The sequence below is a fragment of the Eikenella halliae genome, from assembly GCF_001648475.1.
GTDB classification, from domain to species: domain Bacteria; phylum Pseudomonadota; class Gammaproteobacteria; order Burkholderiales; family Neisseriaceae; genus Eikenella; species Eikenella halliae.
Window position 1 is genome coordinate 78,624 of the sequence record NZ_LXSQ01000007.1, and the last position, 20,123, is coordinate 98,746.

23 protein-coding genes are annotated in these 20,123 nt (G+C 55.2%); 5 read left to right on the plus strand and 18 right to left on the minus strand.

The window, feature by feature from the left end; translation table 11 throughout:
* Positions 1–91 precede the first annotated feature (91 nt).
* The 5 genes from A7Q00_RS02545 to A7Q00_RS02565 all read left to right on the plus strand — a co-directional run bounded on the left by A7Q00_RS02545 (position 92) and on the right by A7Q00_RS02565 (position 5,021).
* Entirely contained in the window at positions 92–898 is an 807-nt protein-coding gene (locus A7Q00_RS02545) for a carbon-nitrogen hydrolase family protein (protein ID WP_064089082.1), read from the plus strand.
* A gap of 100 nt (positions 899–998) precedes the next feature.
* Positions 999–1,544, plus strand: coding sequence for a hypothetical protein (locus tag A7Q00_RS02550; protein WP_156503703.1), 546 nt, complete (start codon positions 999–1,001; stop codon positions 1,542–1,544).
* Positions 1,545–1,674: 130 nt separating this feature from the next.
* Positions 1,675–2,364 carry an SIR2 family NAD-dependent protein deacylase gene (locus tag A7Q00_RS02555; RefSeq protein ID WP_064089084.1) on the plus strand — a complete coding sequence of 230 codons (690 nt, stop codon included), beginning with the start codon at positions 1,675–1,677 and terminating at the stop codon, positions 2,362–2,364.
* Between the two features lie 137 nt (positions 2,365–2,501).
* Positions 2,502–4,382: a monovalent cation:proton antiporter-2 (CPA2) family protein gene (locus tag A7Q00_RS02560; protein ID WP_064089085.1), complete on the plus strand. Its 1,881-nt coding sequence runs from the start codon at positions 2,502–2,504 to the stop codon at positions 4,380–4,382.
* Positions 4,383–4,388: 6 nt separating this feature from the next.
* Complete coding sequence (locus tag A7Q00_RS02565; RefSeq protein WP_064089086.1) at positions 4,389–5,021, plus strand: 5-formyltetrahydrofolate cyclo-ligase; 633 nt, start codon at positions 4,389–4,391, stop codon at positions 5,019–5,021.
* A gap of 130 nt (positions 5,022–5,151) precedes the next feature.
* Here the strand turns inward: A7Q00_RS02565 and A7Q00_RS02570 are convergent, their stop codons facing one another.
* From A7Q00_RS02570 to A7Q00_RS02655, 18 genes are all read right to left on the minus strand, one after another.
* Positions 5,152–6,489, minus strand: a complete 1,338-nt coding sequence (locus A7Q00_RS02570) for an NCS2 family permease (protein ID WP_064089087.1) — start codon at positions 6,487–6,489, stop codon at positions 5,152–5,154.
* Positions 6,490–6,610: 121 nt separating this feature from the next.
* Positions 6,611–7,123, minus strand: coding sequence for a hypothetical protein (locus A7Q00_RS02575; protein ID WP_156503704.1), 513 nt, complete (start codon positions 7,121–7,123; stop codon positions 6,611–6,613).
* Between the two features lie 95 nt (positions 7,124–7,218).
* Positions 7,219–7,410, minus strand: coding sequence for a hypothetical protein (locus A7Q00_RS02580; RefSeq protein WP_064089089.1), 192 nt, complete (start codon positions 7,408–7,410; stop codon positions 7,219–7,221).
* A 112-nt stretch (positions 7,411–7,522) separates the two neighbouring features.
* The gene (locus tag A7Q00_RS02585) at positions 7,523–7,840 is read right to left on the minus strand and encodes a hypothetical protein (protein ID WP_245637509.1); all 318 of its coding nucleotides are present in this window, start codon (positions 7,838–7,840) and stop codon (positions 7,523–7,525) included.
* Positions 7,841–8,043: 203 nt separating this feature from the next.
* The gene (miaB, locus tag A7Q00_RS02590) at positions 8,044–9,369 is read right to left on the minus strand and encodes a tRNA (N6-isopentenyl adenosine(37)-C2)-methylthiotransferase MiaB (RefSeq protein ID WP_064089090.1); all 1,326 of its coding nucleotides are present in this window, start codon (positions 9,367–9,369) and stop codon (positions 8,044–8,046) included.
* 189 nt (positions 9,370–9,558) lie between these two features.
* The gene (locus A7Q00_RS02595) at positions 9,559–9,858 is read right to left on the minus strand and encodes a DUF2818 family protein (RefSeq protein WP_064089091.1); all 300 of its coding nucleotides are present in this window, start codon (positions 9,856–9,858) and stop codon (positions 9,559–9,561) included.
* A 24-nt stretch (positions 9,859–9,882) separates the two neighbouring features.
* The gene (gene nuoN / locus A7Q00_RS02600) at positions 9,883–11,328 is read right to left on the minus strand and encodes an NADH-quinone oxidoreductase subunit NuoN (RefSeq protein ID WP_064089092.1); all 1,446 of its coding nucleotides are present in this window, start codon (positions 11,326–11,328) and stop codon (positions 9,883–9,885) included.
* A 9-nt stretch (positions 11,329–11,337) separates the two neighbouring features.
* Positions 11,338–12,840, minus strand: coding sequence for an NADH-quinone oxidoreductase subunit M (locus A7Q00_RS02605; protein WP_064089093.1), 1,503 nt, complete (start codon positions 12,838–12,840; stop codon positions 11,338–11,340).
* A gap of 83 nt (positions 12,841–12,923) precedes the next feature.
* Positions 12,924–14,087 (minus strand): phospholipase D family protein, encoded by a 1,164-nt coding sequence (locus A7Q00_RS02610; protein WP_064089094.1) that lies wholly within the window; start codon positions 14,085–14,087, stop codon positions 12,924–12,926.
* Positions 14,088–14,170: 83 nt separating this feature from the next.
* The gene (locus A7Q00_RS02615) at positions 14,171–14,491 is read right to left on the minus strand and encodes a cupin domain-containing protein (RefSeq protein ID WP_064086129.1); all 321 of its coding nucleotides are present in this window, start codon (positions 14,489–14,491) and stop codon (positions 14,171–14,173) included.
* A 52-nt stretch (positions 14,492–14,543) separates the two neighbouring features.
* A complete protein-coding gene (locus tag A7Q00_RS02620) occupies positions 14,544–14,855 on the minus strand; it encodes a chorismate mutase (RefSeq protein ID WP_064089095.1) in 312 nt (103 codons plus the stop codon).
* Between the two features lie 14 nt (positions 14,856–14,869).
* Positions 14,870–16,879, minus strand: a complete 2,010-nt coding sequence (gene nuoL, locus A7Q00_RS02625; protein WP_064089096.1) for an NADH-quinone oxidoreductase subunit L — start codon at positions 16,877–16,879, stop codon at positions 14,870–14,872.
* Between the two features lie 123 nt (positions 16,880–17,002).
* A complete protein-coding gene (locus A7Q00_RS02630; RefSeq protein WP_064089097.1) occupies positions 17,003–17,347 on the minus strand; it encodes a hypothetical protein in 345 nt (114 codons plus the stop codon).
* 96 nt (positions 17,348–17,443) lie between these two features.
* Positions 17,444–17,749, minus strand: coding sequence for an NADH-quinone oxidoreductase subunit NuoK (gene nuoK, locus A7Q00_RS02635; protein ID WP_003773732.1), 306 nt, complete (start codon positions 17,747–17,749; stop codon positions 17,444–17,446).
* Positions 17,746–18,423 (minus strand): NADH-quinone oxidoreductase subunit J, encoded by a 678-nt coding sequence (locus A7Q00_RS02640; protein ID WP_064086126.1) that lies wholly within the window; start codon positions 18,421–18,423, stop codon positions 17,746–17,748. Before A7Q00_RS02640 ends, nuoK begins: the two co-directional genes overlap by 4 nt.
* A gap of 70 nt (positions 18,424–18,493) precedes the next feature.
* The gene (locus tag A7Q00_RS02645) at positions 18,494–19,108 is read right to left on the minus strand and encodes a hypothetical protein (RefSeq protein WP_064089098.1); all 615 of its coding nucleotides are present in this window, start codon (positions 19,106–19,108) and stop codon (positions 18,494–18,496) included.
* Between the two features lie 75 nt (positions 19,109–19,183).
* Positions 19,184–19,663 (minus strand): NADH-quinone oxidoreductase subunit NuoI, encoded by a 480-nt coding sequence (gene nuoI / locus A7Q00_RS02650; RefSeq protein ID WP_003798854.1) that lies wholly within the window; start codon positions 19,661–19,663, stop codon positions 19,184–19,186.
* 53 nt (positions 19,664–19,716) lie between these two features.
* Entirely contained in the window at positions 19,717–20,112 is a 396-nt protein-coding gene (locus tag A7Q00_RS02655; protein WP_064089099.1) for a GFA family protein, read from the minus strand.
* Positions 20,113–20,123: the final 11 nt, after the last annotated feature.

Genomic DNA, 20,123 nt, shown 5'->3' on the forward strand with positions numbered 1-20,123 from the left:
TGCCCGCAACAAAATATTGCTTTACCCCCGCCGAAGCAGATGCTTTCAGGTAGCCTCCCCCTTAAGTTTTTAATCCGACATCGAACACACCATGCAAACCATCCGCGCCGCCGCCATCCAACTCGTTTCCCATACCGACCCCGCCGTCAACCGCCGCAGCGTCGTACAGCAAGTGGCCGCTGCCGCCCAAGCCGGTGCCGACTGGGTGCTGCTGCCCGAATACTGGCCGCTGATGGGCCGGCACGACACTGACAAACTCGCCCAAGCCGAACAATTCGGCCGCGGCCCCCTGCAAATCTTCATGGCCGAGCTGGCCGCCCGCCACCGCATCGTCTTATTCGGCGGCAGCATCCCCCTGCTCGCCAACGAAAGCGGCAAAATCATCAACAGCCTGCTCGTATACGGTCGCGACGGCCAATGCCTCAGCCGCTACGACAAAACCCACCTCTTCAGCTACACCGGCATCGGCGAAAGCTACCGCGAAGCCGACACCATCGAAGCCGGCAACCGCATCCCCCCGTCGGTGGAAATCGACGGCTGGCGCTACGGCCAAGGCGTGTGCTACGACCTGCGCTTCCCCGAAATCTTCCGCGCCCAGCAGCCGTTCGACGTACTCCTCCTGCCCGCCGCCTTCACCTACACCACCGGCAAAGCCCACTGGCAAACCCTGCTGCAGGCCCGCGCCATCGAAAACCAATGCTACGTTATCGCCGCCGCCCAAGGCGGCCTGCACGACAGCGGCCGGCGCACCTACGGCCACAGCATGATTATCGACCCCTGGGGCGAAATCCTCGCCGAGCGGCCGGAAGGCGAAGGCTGGATCATGGCCGAACTCAAACCCCAACGCCTGCACACCATACGCAACCAACTGCCCGCCCTGCAACACCGCCGGTTTTAAACGCAAAGGCTACCTGAAAATCAGGTGTAAATTTTCAGGTAGCCTTAGCACAGCCAACCAAGCGAATTAAAGCCTTCCCCACCATCTGATAGGAGAAAATATGAGAGCCGTCCGCACCATTCTAAGCATCGCCCTTCTCATGACCGCCCTAAGCGGCTGCCAAAACGTGGCAGACATCCTTGAAGAAGTGAATAACCTAACCACCAGCGTTAACGAGTTTGCCAACGGCCAACCCATCAGCAGCAAGAGCGCACCGATGAGCAGCGGCACCAGCGCCTCCATCACCCAATCTCTTAACCGCGCCGTGCCCAACCGCGGTGCCGCCCCGCTCTTCAACGATGCCAAACCGGCCATTGCCAACTATATCGGCCTCATCGCCTGCGGCGCATCGTCTGGCCGCCTCCAGCGCTATAGCGCACCCGGCACTCAAAGCGGCAACCTCGCCCTGCCGCACGGCAATATGGAACATCACACCGGCGGCTGCCTGCGCATTTTGCGCGTAAACAATATCCGCAAACTCGCAGCCAACGCCCTTTCCTTTGATGTTTACTATATGTCGCCGCAAAGCGAAGAAGTAGTGCGCCGAACCCATCGCGCCATCAAACAACCGGATGGCGAATGGCTGTTTAATTTCTACGGTTGGTAACCCAACCAGGCTACCTGAAACTCCAAATACCCATGTTTCAGGTAGCCCTACCGCCCGTAAAGGCTACCTGAAAGCCTGAGCCGCAAGGCAGTTAAAACCACACGGCAACCCGTTCACAAGAAAGCAAACCATGCAAAAAATCGTCGTCCTCACCGGCGCCGGCATCAGCGCCGACAGCGGCCTGCGCACCTTCCGCGACACCGACGGCCTGTGGGAAGGCTACAAAGTGGAAGAAGTGTGCACGCCCGAAGCCTTCGCGCGCAATCCCAAGCTCGTGATCGACTTCTACAACGAACGCCGCCGCCAGGCGCGGGCCGCCGAGCCCAATGCCGCCCACCGCGCGCTGGCCGAACTGGAAAAATATTATCAGGTTCAAATCGTTACCCAAAACGTGGACGACCTGCACGAACGCGCCGGCAGCAGCAACGTGCTGCACCTGCACGGCGAATTGAACAAAGCCCGCAGCAGCGCCGACGAAAACTACGTAATCGAATGGACGGGCGACCAATCCGTCAACGACACCGACCCGCAAGGCCGCCCCATGCGCCCGCACATCGTTTGGTTCGGTGAAGCCGTGCCGCTGATTGAAACCGCCGCCCGCCAGGTATCGCAAGCCGATAAAATACTGGTGGTCGGCACCTCGATGCAGGTGTATCCCGCCGCTGGTCTGCTGGAATATGCGCCCTACGAAGCCGAACGCTACCTGGTCGATCCGCGCCCGCCGAAAGGCTTGGCAAACATCAGCATTATCGAAGCCAAAGCCAAAGACGGCGTGCCGCCGCTGGTGGAAAAACTGATTGCCGAAGCCGCGCGGCACTGATTGCCGCTAGGCCGCCAGAAACATACGCTGGTTTTGCCGAAACCAGCCCGCTGTTTTCAGGTAGCCCCTCCTCCGGCAAAAGGCTACCTGAAAACCATAACCCTTTATTTCAAAAACCACTTACCTAAAATACGCCCATGACCACCATCCTGCTCTACTCCTTCACCTACCTCGCCTTCGCCGTGGCCGCCGTACTGATTTCCAAAAAACTGGGCTTGGGCTCGGTGTTGGGCTATTTGATGGCCGGTATCGCCATCGGTCCGGTTTTGGGTTTGGCCGGTAAAGAAACCGAATCCATCCAGCACGTTGCCGAATTCGGCGTGGTGATGATGCTGTTTTTGGTCGGTTTGGAGCTGGCGCCGCAGAAGCTGTGGCAGCTGCGGCACAAGCTCTTGGGGCTGGGCGGATTGCAGGTGATGCTCTCCGTGGCGGCGATTGCCGGCATCACCATAGCCATCGGCAAAAGCTGGCAGATGGGCGTGGCCGTGGGCTGCATTCTGGCGCTCTCCTCCACCGCCATCGTGCTGCAAACCTATAGCGAAAAAAATCTGATGCAGTCGCCCGGCGGGCAGGCAGGCTTTGCCATCCTGCTGTTTCAAGACGTGGCCGCCATCCCGATGCTGGCGCTCTTGCCGCTCTTGGCCGCCAGCCACCACCACCGAAGCGGCCCGCACACCACCAACCTTTTGGCCGACCAGCCCGGCTGGGTGCTCGCCGCCGTGAGCATCGCCGCCATTTTGGCCATTGCCGTGGGCGTGCGCTACCTGGTGCCGCGCATGTTCCGCTTCATCAGCAAAGTCCGCCTCAACGAAATGTTCACCATGTTCACCCTGGCCTTGGTGGTGGGCATCGCCACGCTGATGTCGCTTATCGGCCTCTCCCCCGCGCTGGGCGCGTTCGTAGCCGGCGTGGCGCTGGCCAACAGCTCCTACCGGCACGAAATGGAAAGCCACCTCGAGCCTTTCAAAGGCCTGCTTTTGGGGCTGTTTTTCGTCACCGTGGGCGCGGGCATGAATTTTGCCCTGCTGCATAAAGAATTTTGGGTGGTGGCCGCCATCACCTTGGCCACGCTGGCGGTAAAAGGCACCATCCTCTTTATCCTCGGCCTGCTGTTCCGCCTGCCGCGCATGGGCAGCAAACTGCTCGCGCTCAGCCTGGCGCAGGCCGGTGAATTTGGCTTTGTGCTGCTTACCATCGCCCGCCAGAGCCATGTTCTGCCGCGCGCCATGGCCGACCGCATTTCGTTGGTGGTTGCCCTCTCCATGCTGCTCACCCCGCTCCTGTTTATCTTCTATGACAAAGTGGTTGCCCCGCGCGGCATCGTGGAAGAAAACCAAGAACGACCGCAAGACGTGATTGAAGAGGAAAACCCTGTCATCCTGCTCGGCCACGGCCGCTTCGGCCAGCAAATCAACAGCCTGCTCACCGCCTGCGGCTTCCATACCACCGTGATCGACTACCAGGCCGACACCGTGGAAGGCCTCACCAAATACGGCAGCAAAACCTACTACGGCGACGCCACCCGCCCCGAACTGCTCAACTCCATCGGCCTGGCGCACGCCAAACTGCTCATCATCTGCATCGGCAACCGCGAGCAGTCCACCGAAATCGTGGAATTCGTCCACCGCCACTACCCCAACCTGCCCATCATCGCCCGCGCCCACGACCGCATCCACGCCTACCACCTGCACCATGCTGGCGCCAACTACATCATCCGCGAAACCGTAGACGCCGCCATCCGCAGCGGCCGCCTCGCGCTGGAAAAACTCGGCATCAACTCCGAAAAAGCCCAAGAGCTCAGCGAGTTCTACGCCGCCCGCGACCGCTACCAGATGGACAAAATGGCCGAGAAATATACCCCCGACCTGCCCGTGTTTGCCAATGAGCCCCTGCTCGAAACCGCACGCGAAATCGACGTCGAAACCGCCAAAATGATGCAGGCCATACTGCGCGGCGAAAACGTAGAATGGCAGGAAGACCCCGAAAGCTGGACCCGCCTGAAAAAAGGCCTCGCCTAAACCGCCATGCCAAGCAAAAAAGACCTCCGCCGCCACTTCCGCCGCCAACGGCAAAGCCTGCCGCCTGACGAACGGCGGCGCGCCGAAAAGCGCATCAACAACCTGCTCAAAGGCTACCTGAAACGCGGCAAACGCCTGGCCGTTTATTGGCCCATCGGCAGCGAGCTGCGGCTCGACAGCCTCACCGCCGCCGCCCGCCAACGCGGCACCGAGCTCTACCTGCCCTACATCGAACCGCGCCGCCTACGCCTGTGGTTTACTCCCTTCCCGCAGCAGGGCCGCCCCGAACGCCGCCGCCGAGGCAAGCTGCACATCCCCCAGTTTGCCGGACGCAAAATCCGCATCCACAACCTGCACGGTATCGTCATCCCCCTAGTTGGCATCGACCGGCGCGGCTACCGCCTCGGCCAGGGCGGCGGCTACTATGACGTTACCCTCGCCGCCACCCGCCACCGCCTCTGCCCGCGCAAAATCGGCGTCGGCTTCGCCTGCCAGGAAACCGACACCCTGCCCGCTGAAAAGCACGATATGCAGCTGGACGACTGGGTGTGCGAAAACGGTATCCGGCATTTCCGCCCAACCTACCGACAACAGCTGGAAACGGCCGTCAATACAGCAGGGCAAACCAATGCGGTATGAAACGTTTGAACATGAATTGAAATAATCCTGCTGCCGATAAAATTACCGAAGAAACCCACCCTTTGGATTCATTGGACAAAAAAAGGCTACCTGAAATTTCAGGTAGCCTTTTCTATTATTCAAATGTGCCTTACGCCCCCAAAAACCAGAATTTCAATGCCCACAGCACGGCCACGCCCCACACCATCGGCGGTACGTCGCGGAATCGGCCGCAGCACAATTTCACCAAGGCATAGCTGATGAAGCCCATGGCGATGCCGTCGGCAATCGAATAGGAGAAAGGCATAAACACCATGGTGAGGAAGGCGGGCGCGGCTTCGGTCATGTCGTGCCAGTCGATTTCGGTAGCCGAGCGCATCATGTGGATGCCGATATACAGCAGCGCGGGCGCGGTGGCGAAGGCGGGCACGGCTTCGGCCAGCGGCGAAAACCACAGGCAGGCGAGCATCAGCACGCCCACGGTAACGGCAGTAAGCCCAGTTCGGCCGCCCGCAGCCACGCCGGAGGCGCTTTCCACATAGGGCGTGGTGGAGGAAGTGCCCAGTGCCGCCCCGGCCACGATGGCCACGGAATCGGCAAACAGGGCTTTTTTCAGGCGCGGCAGTTTGCCGTTTTCCAACAGGCCGGCACGGTGCGCCACGCCCACCAGCGTGCCGGTGCTGTCGAACAAATCCACTAGGAAAAAGACGAAAATCACCGCAATCAGGCTACCTGAAAATAGATGGTTGAAATCCATCTGCATAAAGGTGGGCGCCATGCTGGGAATGGCCGATACCACGCGCTCGAAGCGGGTCAGCCCCAGCGGTACCGCCAGCAGGGTAACGCCCAAAATGCCGATGATGATGGCGCCGCGCACACGGAAATAATCCAGCACCACGATGATGAAAAAGCCCAGCAACGCCAAGAGCATCGGCCAATTCGGCGTATACACGCCCGGCTGCCCTTCCACCGGCAGGCGGAATTCGCCCATGTGCACCAGCGTGGCCTCATTGCCCACCACCACGCCCGAGCCTTTGAGCGTAATCAGCGCCAAAAACAGGCCGATACCGGCGGCAATCGCCATTTTCAGGCTCATCGGCAGCGCGTTCACCAACATTTCGCGCACTTTCAAAAAGCTGAACAAAATAAAGATGATGCCGGACACAAACACCGCCGCCAGCGCCACCTGCCACGGCACGCCCATGCCTTTGACCACGCTGAAGGTGAAATAGGCATTCAGCCCCATGCCGGGCGCCAGCGCAATTGGATAGTTGGCCAGCGCGCCCATAATCAGGCAGCCGATGGCGGCGGAAATACAGGTAGCCACAAATACCGCGCCAAAATCCATCCCCGCCTGCGACAGGGTGTGCGGATTCACCACGACGATGTAGCACATGGTGAGGAAAGTGGTCAGCCCCGCCATCAGCTCGGTGCGGATGGTGGTTTTATTTTCGGAAAGTTTGAAATAACGGTCTAGAAAGGATTGCATGATGTTTCAAGTGTGGTTGGGAAAAAGGGTTGAGATAAAGGTTTCTTGCAGGATTAAGCTCCGGTTTTATTTTCAGGTAGCCTCAAGGATTGCCTGCGGAAGGCTACCTGAAAACTATCCGCTATCGATCTTTGCTGCCGGAATGCAAGGCTAACCGCGCCATCCATTCGGCAATCTGTTCTGCTTCGGCAACCTGCCGGGGGTGGCTGGTTATCCAAGATTGAGTCTGCTCGTGTAGCGGCATAATCGGCTGTTTGTCGTTTGACTGCTCCAGCGTTTGGCGCATGAGGGTCCGCCCGGCAATATCGCGATAAGCGCATAAATCTGCTTGGTTTCCCGCATAGCATTGCACAATATAGCCAACAAACTGCCGCATTACCCGCCCGCGAATTTCGCTTTCCCAGCGGGCTGCCTGCTGTTTGTCCGCAAGCAGCCGGTCGAACTCTCTCTGCTGCTCCGGCGTCATGGCAAGAACGTGATCCACTACCAGGCTGGATGCTTGATCACCCAAATATTGGGCGGCCATCCGTGCCTGCCGGGCAAACGCCAACTGATCAAGCCTTTCGGCATCCTTCGCGTAAGCCGGTGCAAGCAAGCATAGCGATAATGCCGCCGCCATCATTTGCTTCATCATTTTCAGGTAGCCCCTGTCTCTTTTGCTTTGTGTTTGACGCGTTATAAAAGCTACCTGAAAACATCTGCCAAACATTTTTCAGGTAGCCTCAGTAGTTAGCCGCGCGGCTGGCGTACAGTTTTATCCGTCCAATCAACTAGCTCGTATAAGCCGTCAGCGCCGCTGTACGGTACGTCCGACAGCAGAGCGAGGCTATGCACTTGTCCGGCCTGTGCGGTTTGCGCCATGCCGCTGCCGCAAGCCACCGCTAAGATATCAGCCAACAGGGTGTGTTTGAATTTCATCATGTTATCCCTTTCTACATGCCCGACAAGTACGATTGTACGACTAAAACGCTAACAGGCTACCTGAAAATATGTACCTCAAATCAGTGGCAAGCAAATACCAAAGCGCACTGATTTACAAACCAGCCTCACGGATTATCGCAGTTATTTCAGCTGCCGCCTGCTCCGACAATCGGGGGTTCTGCCATATCCAGGCGTGGGTTTGCGCATTGAGCGGCACAACCCGCTGCCGATCGCCAGCTTGTTTCATAACAAATTCAAATATCTGATGGAAATACATATCGCGATAGGCACACAATCTAGCCGCATTGCCGGCATAACAGCGATTCATATAGGCAGGCCAGGTTTGCATGAGCTGGCGCCGAGTCCTTTGATTAAACGCATTTTCTGCCTGTTTACTTGTATTCAGCCACCGCTCTTGTTCGGGCGACATTACGGCCAAATTCGCCAGCACGATATTGCTCAGCTCGTTTTCAATATATTCGCTCGTTAGCTGAACCTGCTGATAGATTTCATCCTGGTCGAAATCCTGCTAATTTTCGGCACAGGCAGGGGCAAGCAACAAACCCAATAGCGCGGTTATCGCGATTTTCTTCATGCTTATCCTTCCTAGTAAATTTTCAGGTAGCCTGTTGTTTACTCCACCAACTCGCCGCGTAACGAGAAGGTGAAGGCTTCGGTGATTTTGATCTCTACCATTTGATTGATGAGCGACACATCGCCGGTAAAGTTCACCACGCGGTTGTTGGCGGTACGGGCTTGAAGCTGGTCGGGATCTTTTTTGGAGATGCCTTCCACCAGACAGCGCTGCACTGTGCCGAGCATGGTTTGGTTGATGCGGGCGGTTTCGGCTTCAATCACTTCGTTCAGTGCTTCCAAGCGGCGCACTTTTTCTTCGTGCGGCGTGTCGTCGGGCAGGTTGGCCGCGGGCGTGCCGGGGCGCGGGCTGTAAATAAAGACGAAGCTCAAATCGAAGGTGATGTCTTTTACCAGCTTCAGCGTTTGCTCGAACTCGCGTTCGGTTTCGCCGGGGAAGCCGACGATGAAGTCGCTGCTCAGGCACAAATCGGGGCGGATGGCCCGCAGTTTGCGGATGATAGATTTGTATTCCAAGGCGGTGTAGCCGCGTTTCATCGCGCTCAATACGCGGTCGGAACCGCTCTGAATCGGCAAGTGCAGGTGCGACACCAACTTGGGCAGGTCGCGGTAGCATTCGATGATGGCATCGGAAAATTCGCGCGGGTGGCTGGTGGTAAAGCGCAGGCGTTCGATACCGGGAATTTCGTGGACAATGCGCAGAAGGGTGGCAAAATCGCAGATTTCGCCGTTGTCCATTTCGCCGCGATAGGCGTTCACATTCTGCCCCAACAGGTTGATTTCTTTCACGCCTTGCTGCGCCAGTCCGGCGATTTCGGTCAGCACGTCGTTCAGCGGGCGGGAGAATTCTTCGCCACGTGTGTAGGGCACCACGCAGAAGCTGCAATATTTGGAGCAGCCTTCCATGATGGAGATGAACGCGCTGCCGCCTTCCACACGCGCGGGGGGCAGGTGGTCGAATTTTTCGATTTCAGGGAAGGAAATATCGACTTGCGACAAGCCGGTGGTTTCTTTGTCCACAATCATTTTGGGCAGGCGGTGTAGGGTTTGCGGGCCGAACACCACGTCCACATAGGGCGCGCGCTCGATAATCGCCTCGCCTTCCTGCGACGCCACGCAGCCGGCCACGCCGATGATGAGGTTAGGGTTTTTCTGTTTGAGCGGTTTGACGCGGCCGAGGTCGGAAAACACTTTTTCCTGTGCTTTTTCGCGCACGGAGCAGGTGTTGAAGAGGATGATGTCGGCGTTGTCGGGTTCGGCAACCTGTTCAATGCCGCCGTGTTCTTCGGCGAGGACGGCGAGCATTTTTTCGCTGTCGTATTCGTTCATTTGGCAGCCGAAGGTGCGGATAAAGACTTTTTTCATGGTTTGGTTCTTCTTTCAGGTATCCCGTAATTGCGGGGCTGATGGTTTGCGGAGGCGGCATTATACGCAGTGCGCCTCAGGATGAAAAGGCGGAATTAAAACAAAATGATGTAGCATGATTTAAGGCTACCTGAAATCCTGTTAAAGCGAGGGATTTTTCAGGTAGCCTTATTGCATGAGGCGGCGGGCTTATTCGCGGTTGCGGCCGTGCCAAAAATAGCGCAGTACGAAGCCGGGAAAGGCGAATACCAAATAAAGGCACACCACCGCCACATAAAACTGCCAATACTGGCGGTGCACGCTACCGGCCTGTGCCTCCAACATATAGGCCAGCAAGGCCACAAAGGCGAAACCGGCCAGCAACTCCGGTAAATGATGGCCGAAATGTTTTTCAGGTAGCCTTTTGAGGCCGAACCAGCGCTGCGTAACAAACGGCAGGTTGGCGCACACCAAGGCCACCAGCAACAGCAGATACATCGCCGCCGTCATCGCCCTGCCCTACCCAATATTGGTTTAGAAGGTTTTTGCCAGCGCATATACGCACCAATCCATCAGCAGGCTCGGCATCAGGCCGAACAGAAGCAAAGCCAAGGCGCAGGCCGAAAGCACTACCCTGCCCCCTACACACATAGCCGGAGCTTGTGCCGGCTCGGCAGATTCGTCCATATACATCACTTTCACCACGCGCAGGTAGTAGAACGCGCCAATCAGCGACATCACCACCGCAAACACTGCCGGCCACACAAAGCCTTGACCCACCAATGCTTTCAACACGCTGAATTTGGCATAGAACCCGGCCAGCGGCGGAATACCGGCCATGCTGAACATCACCAGCAGCATCAGGAAGGCATACCAGGGATGGCGTTGGTTCAGGCCAGCCAAATCGGCGATTTCCTCGCAATCACGCCCTTCGCGCGAGAGCAGCATCAGCACGCCGAAGCCGGTGAGCGCCATCAGTGCATAGGTAAGCGCGTAATACAGTGCGGCGCTGAAGCCTTCAAGGCCGCCCATAAACGCCAGCAGCACGAAGCCCATATGCGACACCGTGGAGTAAGCCAGCATACGTTTGATATTGGTCTGCATCACGGCAGCCAAGTTGCCCACCAAGAGCGAAGCCAGCGCCAACATATTCAGCATCGGCACCCAATCGGTGTGCAGTGCGCCCAAGCCGGTAACCAGAATGCGGAAGGCAAACACTGCGGCCGCGATTTTCGGCGCCGTGCCCACCAGCGCGGTAACCGCGGTGCTGGAGCCGTGATACACGTCCGGCACCCACATATGGAACGGCACGGCACCCAGCTTGAACGCCACCGCCACCACCACAAACACCAAACCCAGCTTCAGCAGCCACGGATTGGCCGACTGCCCCAACCCTGCCATCAGCACTTCCGGCAAGAGCAGCGAGCCGGTTGCGCCGTAAATCATGGAAATGCCGTACAGCAGCAGGCCGGAAGCCAGCGCACCGAGCACGAAATACTTCAATGCCGCCTCGCTGGCGCGGGTATCCTCGCGGCGCAGCGCAATCAGCGCATACAGCGACAACGATAGGAGTTCCAAACCGATATACAGGGTGAGGAAATGGTTGGCGCTCACCATCACGCACATACCCAGCAGCGCAAACATAGTGAGCGAATAGAATTCGCCTTTATAAATTTGGCGCGCTTTCAGGTAGCCCCTCGACACCACGAACAGCACCAGCACCACGGCATAAACCGCGAGCTTGGCCACATACGACATACCGTCCAACACAAACATCGCATTGAAGGTTTCCACCGGCTCTCCCGGCCATAAAGCTACCTGAAAAACCGCAGCAGCCAGCACGCCCAATATGGCCAGGCCGGCAGTGATGCCGCGCTTTTCGTCCGGCAGCCACAAATCCACCAGCAGCACCGCGCACAATGCCGTGAGCAGCACGATTTCGGGCATGGCGGGGATTAAGTTCAGATCAGTCCAGTTCATTCACACACCTCAAATCTTGCTTTGCGCCACATGCGCGATCAAATCGTTAGCCGCCTGATGCACCACGGCGATAAACGGCTCCGGCCACAGGCCCATGCCCAGCACGGCGGCGGCGAGGATGGCCAGGATGGCGAATTCGCGCCGGTTGATGTCTTTTATTTCGGCCACATGCGGGTTGGTTACCGCGCCGAAAATCACGCGTTTGTACATCCACAGCGTGTAGGCCGCGCCCAAAATCAGCGTCAATGCCGCCAGCGCGCCGGTAAGCAGGTTGTAGTTCACCGCACCCATAATCACCATAAATTCGCCCACGAAGCCGGAAGTGGCGGGCAGGCCGGCGTTCGCCATGGCAAACAGCATCATAAAAGCGGCAAATTTCGGCATCACGGTAACCACGCCGCCGTAGTCGGCAATGTTGCGGCTGTGCAGGCGGTCGTACATCACGCCGATGCAGAAGAACATGGCGGCGGAAACGAAGCCGTGCGAAACCATCTGCATAATCGCACCTTTCAGCGCCCACGGCTGCAACTGCACCTGATTGGTAAACAAGAACATGCCCAAGGTAGCGAAACCCATGTGGCTGATCGAGGAATAGGCCACCAGTTTTTTCATATCGGTTTGTACCAAAGCCACCATGCCGATGTAAATCACCGCAATCAGGCTGAGCACGATGATGGCGGGGGCAAAATAGCGCGACGCATCAGGCAGGATGGGCAGGATGAAGCGCAGAAAGCCGTATGCGCCGAGTTTCAGCGTAATAGCCGCCAGCACCATCGAACCGCCGGTGGGCGCTTCCACGTGCGCATCGGGCAACCAAGTGTGCACCGGAAACATCGGCACTTTCACCGCAAACGACAGGAAGAAGGCGGCAAACAGAATCTGTTGGGTAAACAACGGAATTTGTTTGATATTTTGGAAATCTTCAATCGCGAAGCTGCCGCCGGTTTGCAGCGACAAATACACCAAGGCCACCAGCATCAGCAGCGAGCCCATCAGCGTGTAGAGGAAGAGTTTTACCGAGGCATACACGCGGCGCGGCCCGCCCCATACGCCGATAATCAGATACAGCGGAATCAGCATGCCTTCGAAGAAAATATAGAACAGCATGGCATCGCGGGCGGCAAACGCGCCGTTGATCAGGCCGGACATAATCAGGAAGGCCGCCATGTATTGCGCCACCTTTTTCTGAATCACTTCCCAGCCCGCAAGCACCACCATCAACGTGATGAAGGCGTTGAGGATGACAAACAGCACGGAAATGCCGTCCACGCCCAGCGCGTAGTTGATGTTGAGCGCAGGAATCCACGCATAAAACTCGGCAAACTGAAAGCCGCCGCTCAAGCGGTCGAACTGCGTAAACAGCGGCAACGTAACCAGAAAACCGGCCAGCGCGCCAACAAAAGCCAGTATCCGCGCCAAGGGGGCACGGCGGTCGCAGCCGGTAGCCAGCACCAATAATCCGGCGGCTATCGGCAGCCAGATTGCCAAGCTGAGAAGATGGTTAGAAAACATAGTTGTAACCTGTGGTTTGAATAAATAAATCGTCGTTTTTCTGCGTTTGCCGCTTTTCAGACGGCCTCTAAATAATGCTGTTTTTATTCCCAATCAATATCAGTATTCTTACGATATTTTGCCTGTATCAAGACATCTAATTCAGCCAAATTTCTTATTTTTGATTGTTTAATCAATAGTTCTCTTAACTTCATACTCAAATCAATATATTTGGAACCTTCACTTGCCCCGCGTGCTGAACGAAACTGGTTATCTTTTAAAAATTTCTCTATAGGTTTATTAAGTAATGGATATTTATCTGGATATTCCTGACAAAGCATTTCTGAAAAAACAGAACGACGAGTAGAAACCTCACATTCTTTTAGCCAATCAATTTTCTTGGCAACAACATAATCCCTCTCAGTAGGTGGAGCATCAAAAACCGATTGGGTAGCAAAGCATAATTTTTTAAAATCTGAAGACTTACCTTTTCCCGTCCATGTTTTATCTTGAAAACGGTTACCTACACCATTACCCCCATTTTCGTTTTTCCAAGACCATAATTTATTAAACTCCATATAAAACTCATCATTATCTATCTTTCCATCGGCACATTGCTTAATAAGTTTTTTTAATTGTTTGCGTACAGTCTGATGGTTTCTCATCTGTTCTCTTCGTGCTTCAATTAGTTTTTTGTCATAATTTGGCATTTCCATAAATAATGCATCCATCGCCGATTTACTGAAGGTTGGTTTCTTATGAGTAATCCCGGCTTCTTGATATTTTTCAAGCCAATCTTCCGATACAGGAATAGATTTCATTGCAATTTTATTAGCCCAAGACTTAGCGTTTATAAATTCTTTCTCAGAGATTTCTGTCAAAATATTAGCTTCATAATTGCTATTAAATGCAGCATGAGTCAAATTTGAAGAACCAATTAAAGCATAACATCTATTTTTATCATTTTTCCAAAATACAGCCTTGGGATGAAATCCTTGAATATTCTGAGCCACCATTAATGCAAATTTCAAGCGTGCTGGAATCCATTTCAGCACCTTCCGAATAGCATTTTTTTTGGATAAACCAAAATCTTGACCAAAAATAAATTTAAACTCTTTCAATTTATCATTAAGCTTATTCTTTACATCCCAATGAGTGAGATACGCGGAAAAAATATACAATTCTACTGCCTCTGAAACAGCTTTCTCATATACTGAGTTCAGTCCATTATCACTAGAAGCCTCCGAATGTAAAAACAACTGTGTCATCTTTTTCGCTCCAGTCTCAGCTAATCTCAGCAAGTAAAATTTACGTATATGAGCTGCATGTAGATTATGTTTTCAGACGAAATCTAAACGCTGCCCTCTTTCTCAATCACCAAAATCCGCGCTTCGCCGCGCGGGTGGGCGACGTGTTCCGCGCCGATGCCGGCATAGAAGATGTCGCCGCTTTGCAGCCGCGCCACGCGCTCTTCGCCGTTTTCGCGGTAGTGCATGTCCACTTCGCCGTCCATCACGGCAAACACTTCCTCGCCGTCGTTCACATGCCATTTGTAGGGCCGGTCCGTCCAATGCAGGCGCACGGTGATGCCGTTCAGATTGGCGATGCTGCGCGCGCCCCATGCCCTCTCGGCGGTGAATTCGGCGGCGCGGATGATGTCGGTTGCGCTCATTTTTTCCTCTGTGTGTGGTGTTTTCAGACGGCCTTTTAGTTTTCAGGTAGCCTTAATTAGCTGTCCCGCCCGAACGGTTTACTTCCTGCTCGAAACGGATAAAGGCGGCAATCATGGCCTGCCACACGGCTTCCGCCACATCGGGCGACAAGCCTGCCGCCGCAGCCTGTTCGCGTCGTGCCTTCAGCACCTGCACCACCCTTTCGGGCGCGGCCACGGCCTGCGCGTCGTGTTTGGGTTTCAGACGGCCTGCCTGTGCAACCAACTGTTGCCGCCGCGCCAGCAAGCCGATGAGCTGGCTGTCCAGCACGTCAATCGCCTGCCGCACTTCGGCTAGGGTATCGGGCAAAATATCAGCATCCATTTTTCAGGTAGCCTTTATCTGAACCAAAGCTGCCAGAAGAACACCACAATCAGCACCAACACGCCGGAAACCATGGCGGCGGCGTAGGTGTAGATGAAGCCGGTTTGCAGGCGGCGTACCTGCCCTGCCACCGCGCCGACCAGTTTGGCCGCGCCGTTTACCAGGCCGTTGTCGATGATTGCGGTATCGACGGCTTTCCAGAAGAAAGTACCCAGCGCGCGCGTGCCTTTGGCAAACACGGCGAAGTAGATGTTATCGAGGTAGTATTTGTTTTCAAACAGCACATACACCGGGCGGAAGGCCTGCGCGATTTTGGCAGGCAGCTGCGGCGCTTTCACATACAGGAACCACGCAGCCAATACGCCGCCGATGGCCAGATACAGCACGGGCGTATGCAGGCTGTGCGACACCATGGCCATTGCGCCGTGGAATTCTTCCTTCATGATGTGCATCACCGGATGCAGCTCGTGATTGACATAAATCACGTCTTTAAAGAAATCGCCGTACAGCATGGGTTCGATGGCGATGTAGCCGATAATCACTGACGGAATCGCCAGCAAAATCAGCGGCAGGGTAACCACCCACGGGCTTTCATGCGGGTTGTCGGACGGTTTCAGGCCGTGGTGGTGGCCGTGGTCGTCGTGATGGTCGTGCTTGGCCTCGCGCCAGCGTTCTTTGCCGTGGAAGACGATAAAGTATTGGCGGAAGGCGTAAAACGCGGTAACGAACACGCTGGCCAGCACGGCGAAATAGGCGAAACCGCTGCCGGGCAGATTGCTGGCGTGTACCGCTTCGATAATCGAGTCTTTGGAATAGAAACCGGAGAACAGCGGCGTGCCGATGAGGGCGAGATTGCCCAGCAGCATGGTGAACCAGGTAATCGGCATGTATTTGCGCAGGCCGCCCATATTGCGCATATCCTGGTCGTGGTGCATGCCGATAATCACGCTGCCCGCCGCCAAGAACAACAGGGCTTTGAAGAAAGCGTGGGTCATCACATGGAACATGGCCACGGAATAGGCAGACACGCCCAAAGCCACGGTCATATAACCGAGCTGCGACAGGGTGGAATAGGCCACCACGCGTTTGATGTCGTTTTGAATCGTGCCGAGGAAGCCCATAAACAGCGCGGTAATCGCGCCAATCACCATAATCACGCTCAGCGCGGTGGTGGAGAGTTCGTACATCGGCGACATGCGCGACACCATAAACAGGCCGGCGGTAACCATCGTGGCGGCGTGAATCAGCGCGGAAATCGGAGTCGGGCCTTCCATGGAATCGGGCAGCCACACATGCAACGGGAATTGGGCGGATTTACCCATCGCACCGACAAACAGCAACAGGCAGGTGATGGTAATCAAATCCCAGCCGAACAGAGTGCTACCGACCACGTTGGGCAAATAGGCGAACACGTCGGCATAGCGCAGGCTGCCGCCGAAATAGGCCAGCACCAAACCAATGCCGAGCACGAAGCCGAAGTCGCCCACGCGGTTCACCAAAAAGGCTTTCAAGTTGGCGAAAATCGCGCTGTCGCGTTTGAAATAGAAGCCGATTAGGAGGTAAGACACCAAGCCGACCGCTTCCCAGCCGAAGAAAAGCTGGATGAAGTTGTTGGACATAATCAGCATCAGCATGCTGAAGGTAAACAATGAGATATAGCTGAAGAAGCGTTGGTAGCCGACTTCTTCGTCCGCCATATAGCCGATGGTGTAGATGTGCACCATCAGCGACACGGAAGTAACCACCACCATCATCAGCGCGGTGAGGCTGTCCACTAGGAAGCCGACCGAGAAATCCAGCCCGTTCATGGTCAGCCAGGTATAGACGTTTTCATCGAACTTGGCACGGCTGCCGTCGATAAACCCGCACAGCACATAGGCCGACAGCACGGCGGATACGGCCACGCCGAGTATGGTAACCGTGTGCGCGCCCCGGCGGCCGATGGTGTTGCCGAACAGCCCGGCCAGCAAACAGCCCGCCAAGGGCGTGAGGGCGATGATGAGGTATAAAGTCATGTCAGTCATGTTGTTGCCATCCTTACGGATAAATCTTTCAATTTTGTGCGGCTCGTTTTCAGACGGCCTCTTTGGCTGTCCGTCAGGCTACCTGAAAAAATAGATAATTTTACGAATTGCAAACGAGCAAATTCACTGTTTTTCAGGAAATTTGAATTCAGCTCGCTCCAATCGTTTATATGCCACTGCTAATTGCTCTTCAGTAAACAAATCACACCACGGCTTCTGTAACACTAAATATTCCATACTGTACTGTAAAGCGTGTATTCCACCACCACTCAGAATCAGTTCTGCAAAGCCACTTTGAGTACGATCGCCTGTGCTCAATAATTTATCAGCTGCCTTTTTCCCACCCAACTCATTTACCATTTGAAAAAATCGTGTTGCACGATATGGCTTCGGAAAATCTAAAGCATTGTAATAAATGTCCAGCATGGCTTTGTGAAATTCTTGTTTCAACTGTTCTTCGCCCATAATCTCTTATCTTCAGCCAATCACTTAATTTATGTTGGAATCTACCTTAGTTATGATAAGGCTACCTGAAACTTTCAGACGGCCTGTTTTCAGGCAGCCCTAGCCTTTGAGGCTATCCAAATCCGTTACGTTGATCGTGTTGCGGTTGCGGTATACCAAAACCATAATCGCCAGGCCGATGGCGGATTCGGCCGCGGCCACGGTGAGCACGAAGAAGACGAAAATCTGCCCCGCGCTGTCGCCGAGGTAGCGCGAGAAGGCGATAAAGTTGAAGTTCACCGCCAACAGCATCAGTTCGATCGACATCAGCAAAATCAGCACGTTTTTGCGGTTCATGAAAATGCCCATCGCGCTGATGCCGAACAACAGGGCGGACAGCACCAGATAATGCGTAATCGTAATCATGCTTTGCCCTCCCCTTTAGCGGCATCGGATTCGGCGGCTTCGCCGTTGTTTTCTTCGCTTTCAGACGGCCTCTGCACCACGGCTTCCATCTTCACCATGCGCAGGCGGCCTTTTTTCGCGTCCACTTTAACCTGGTCGGCCGGATTGATGTATTTCGGCTTGAAGGTTTTGCGGTGCACCAGCGCGATGGCGGCCACCATACCCAGCACCAGCAGCACGGCCGCCAGCTCGAAAGGCAGCAGGTAGGTGGTGTAAATCTGCGTGCCCAGCTCGCGCACGTTGCTGTGGTCGGCCGGCACGTCGTTCATCTGGCCGAAGGCGGCCAAATCGGTATCCGGCGCAACCAAAATCATGATCAGCGCCACGGCCATCAGCACGCCGACCACGGCGGCCACCGGCGCGTTGCGCCAGAAGCCTTTGCGCATTTCCTCCACGTCGATGTTGAGCATCATCACCACGAACAGGAACAGCACCATCACTGCGCCCACATACACCACCACCAGCGTGATGCCGAGGAATTCAGCCTGCATCAGCATCCACATCATTGCGCTCATGCAGAAAGTGAGCACCAGATACAGCGCGGCATGCACCGGGTTTTTCACGGTTACGGTTTTCAGCGCGCCGAACAGGATGATGGCGGCCAACAGGTAAAACAGGATCAGTTGAAAGTTCATATTTTTGCACTTTCCGTTTCGGGATATTTCAATCGGTTTTGCTGTGCGTTCCGGCTTGGTCGGACGCGGTTTATTGGCTGCGCCATTGGCTGCGCCAATAGCTTAAGAATTCATCTGCCAAGCCTTCCGGGTTGGCGCGTTCCGTCCACGACAAGGGGGCATCGTAATACTCCAATTCGTGTACCAGTACGGGAATATTTTTGCCGAACGTTCCGGCAATCACGCCTTCGGCAAACAGGCGTTGCACCACGGCGATTTGGGTTTCGACAAAGGCCTGGTAAAACTCACCCGATTTCTCGCCTGTTCCACTGCTTTCGTCTTCATCGTCGCCGTCAAACATGGCTTCGTATTGTTCTTCGGTGTAGGCAAAGGGCGCGTTTGCCAGCCATGCTTGGAGTTCTTGCTTGTTTCTATATGCGTCTACGCCCAACAATTCGGCTTCGTCTTGCAGCCAATAGGCATAATTCCACTTGGCTTCGTCATCCTGATTAAGCGTCTCACCCTTCTTTTCTTCAAACTGCCCGCAAGTGTTGTAGCTGACTGAAAGGCCGGGCAACCACTCATCACCGCCCCGAACCCAGAACGATAAGGCATATACATCATCCCGCATCTCTTCAGGCAGCCCGGCCAATGCGGCGGCGGTTTTCTGAAAAACCATATTGGCAAAGGCTTGTTGCTTATCCATTCTGTCTTTCCTTCAATCACGGCAGCCGGAATATTGGCTTCAGGCTACCTGAAAACTCTGCGGGCGTTCCGTTCTTTAGCGGTACGGCGCATCGGCCGCTTTGCGTTTGGCGATTTCGGCTTCGTATTTGTCGCCGATGGCCAGCAAAATCGGCTTGGTCATGTGCAAATCGCCTTTTTTCTCGCCGTGGTATTCGAAGATGTGGGTTTCCACAATCGCATCGGTCGGGCAGGCTTCTTCGCAGAAGCCGCAGAAGATGCACTTGGTTAAATCGATGTCGTAACGCGTGGTGCGGCGGGTGCCGTCTTCGCGCTCTTCGGATTCGATGTTAATCGCCATGGCGGGGCAGACGGCCTCGCACAGTTTGCAGGCGATGCAGCGTTCTTCGCCGTTCGGATAGCGGCGTTGGGCGTGCAGGCCGCGGAAACGCACGGATTGCGGCGTTTTCTCTTCGGGGAAGTAAATCGTGTCTTTGCGGGCGAAGAAGTTTTTGAGCGTTACGCCCATGCCTTTCACCAATTCGCCCAGCAGGAAGGTTTTTACTAAATTAGCCATTTTCGGATGCTCTTTTCGGATTATTCTGTTTATAGGCCGTCTGAAAGCGGTTTTTAACCTGCCGCGCCCACCATTTCTAAAAACTCTGCTTCGGTCAGCTTCGGGGTATCGTTGGCCAAGTCGTAATACGGAGCTTTGCAATCGATAAAGATTTGCGAGGTGGTTTCAAAGCCCGCGTTGTCGGCAAACAGCCCAGCGTTGATGTAATAATCGTTGCCAACTTTCACAAACAGGTGTGTGCCGCAGTGTTTGCAAAAACAGCGTTGTGCCCATTCGGACGACTGATAATGCGCAACGTGCTCGCTGCCTGTGATTTCGGGCGACTGGGCGGACAAAGTAAAAGACGCGCCGCCGCCCCATACGCGGCATTTCCCGCAATGGCAGGCGTGAAGTTCGTGGTTTTCGGCGGTTTCCAGTGATACTGCGCCGCACAGGCATTGAGCTTTCATCGGTTTCTCTC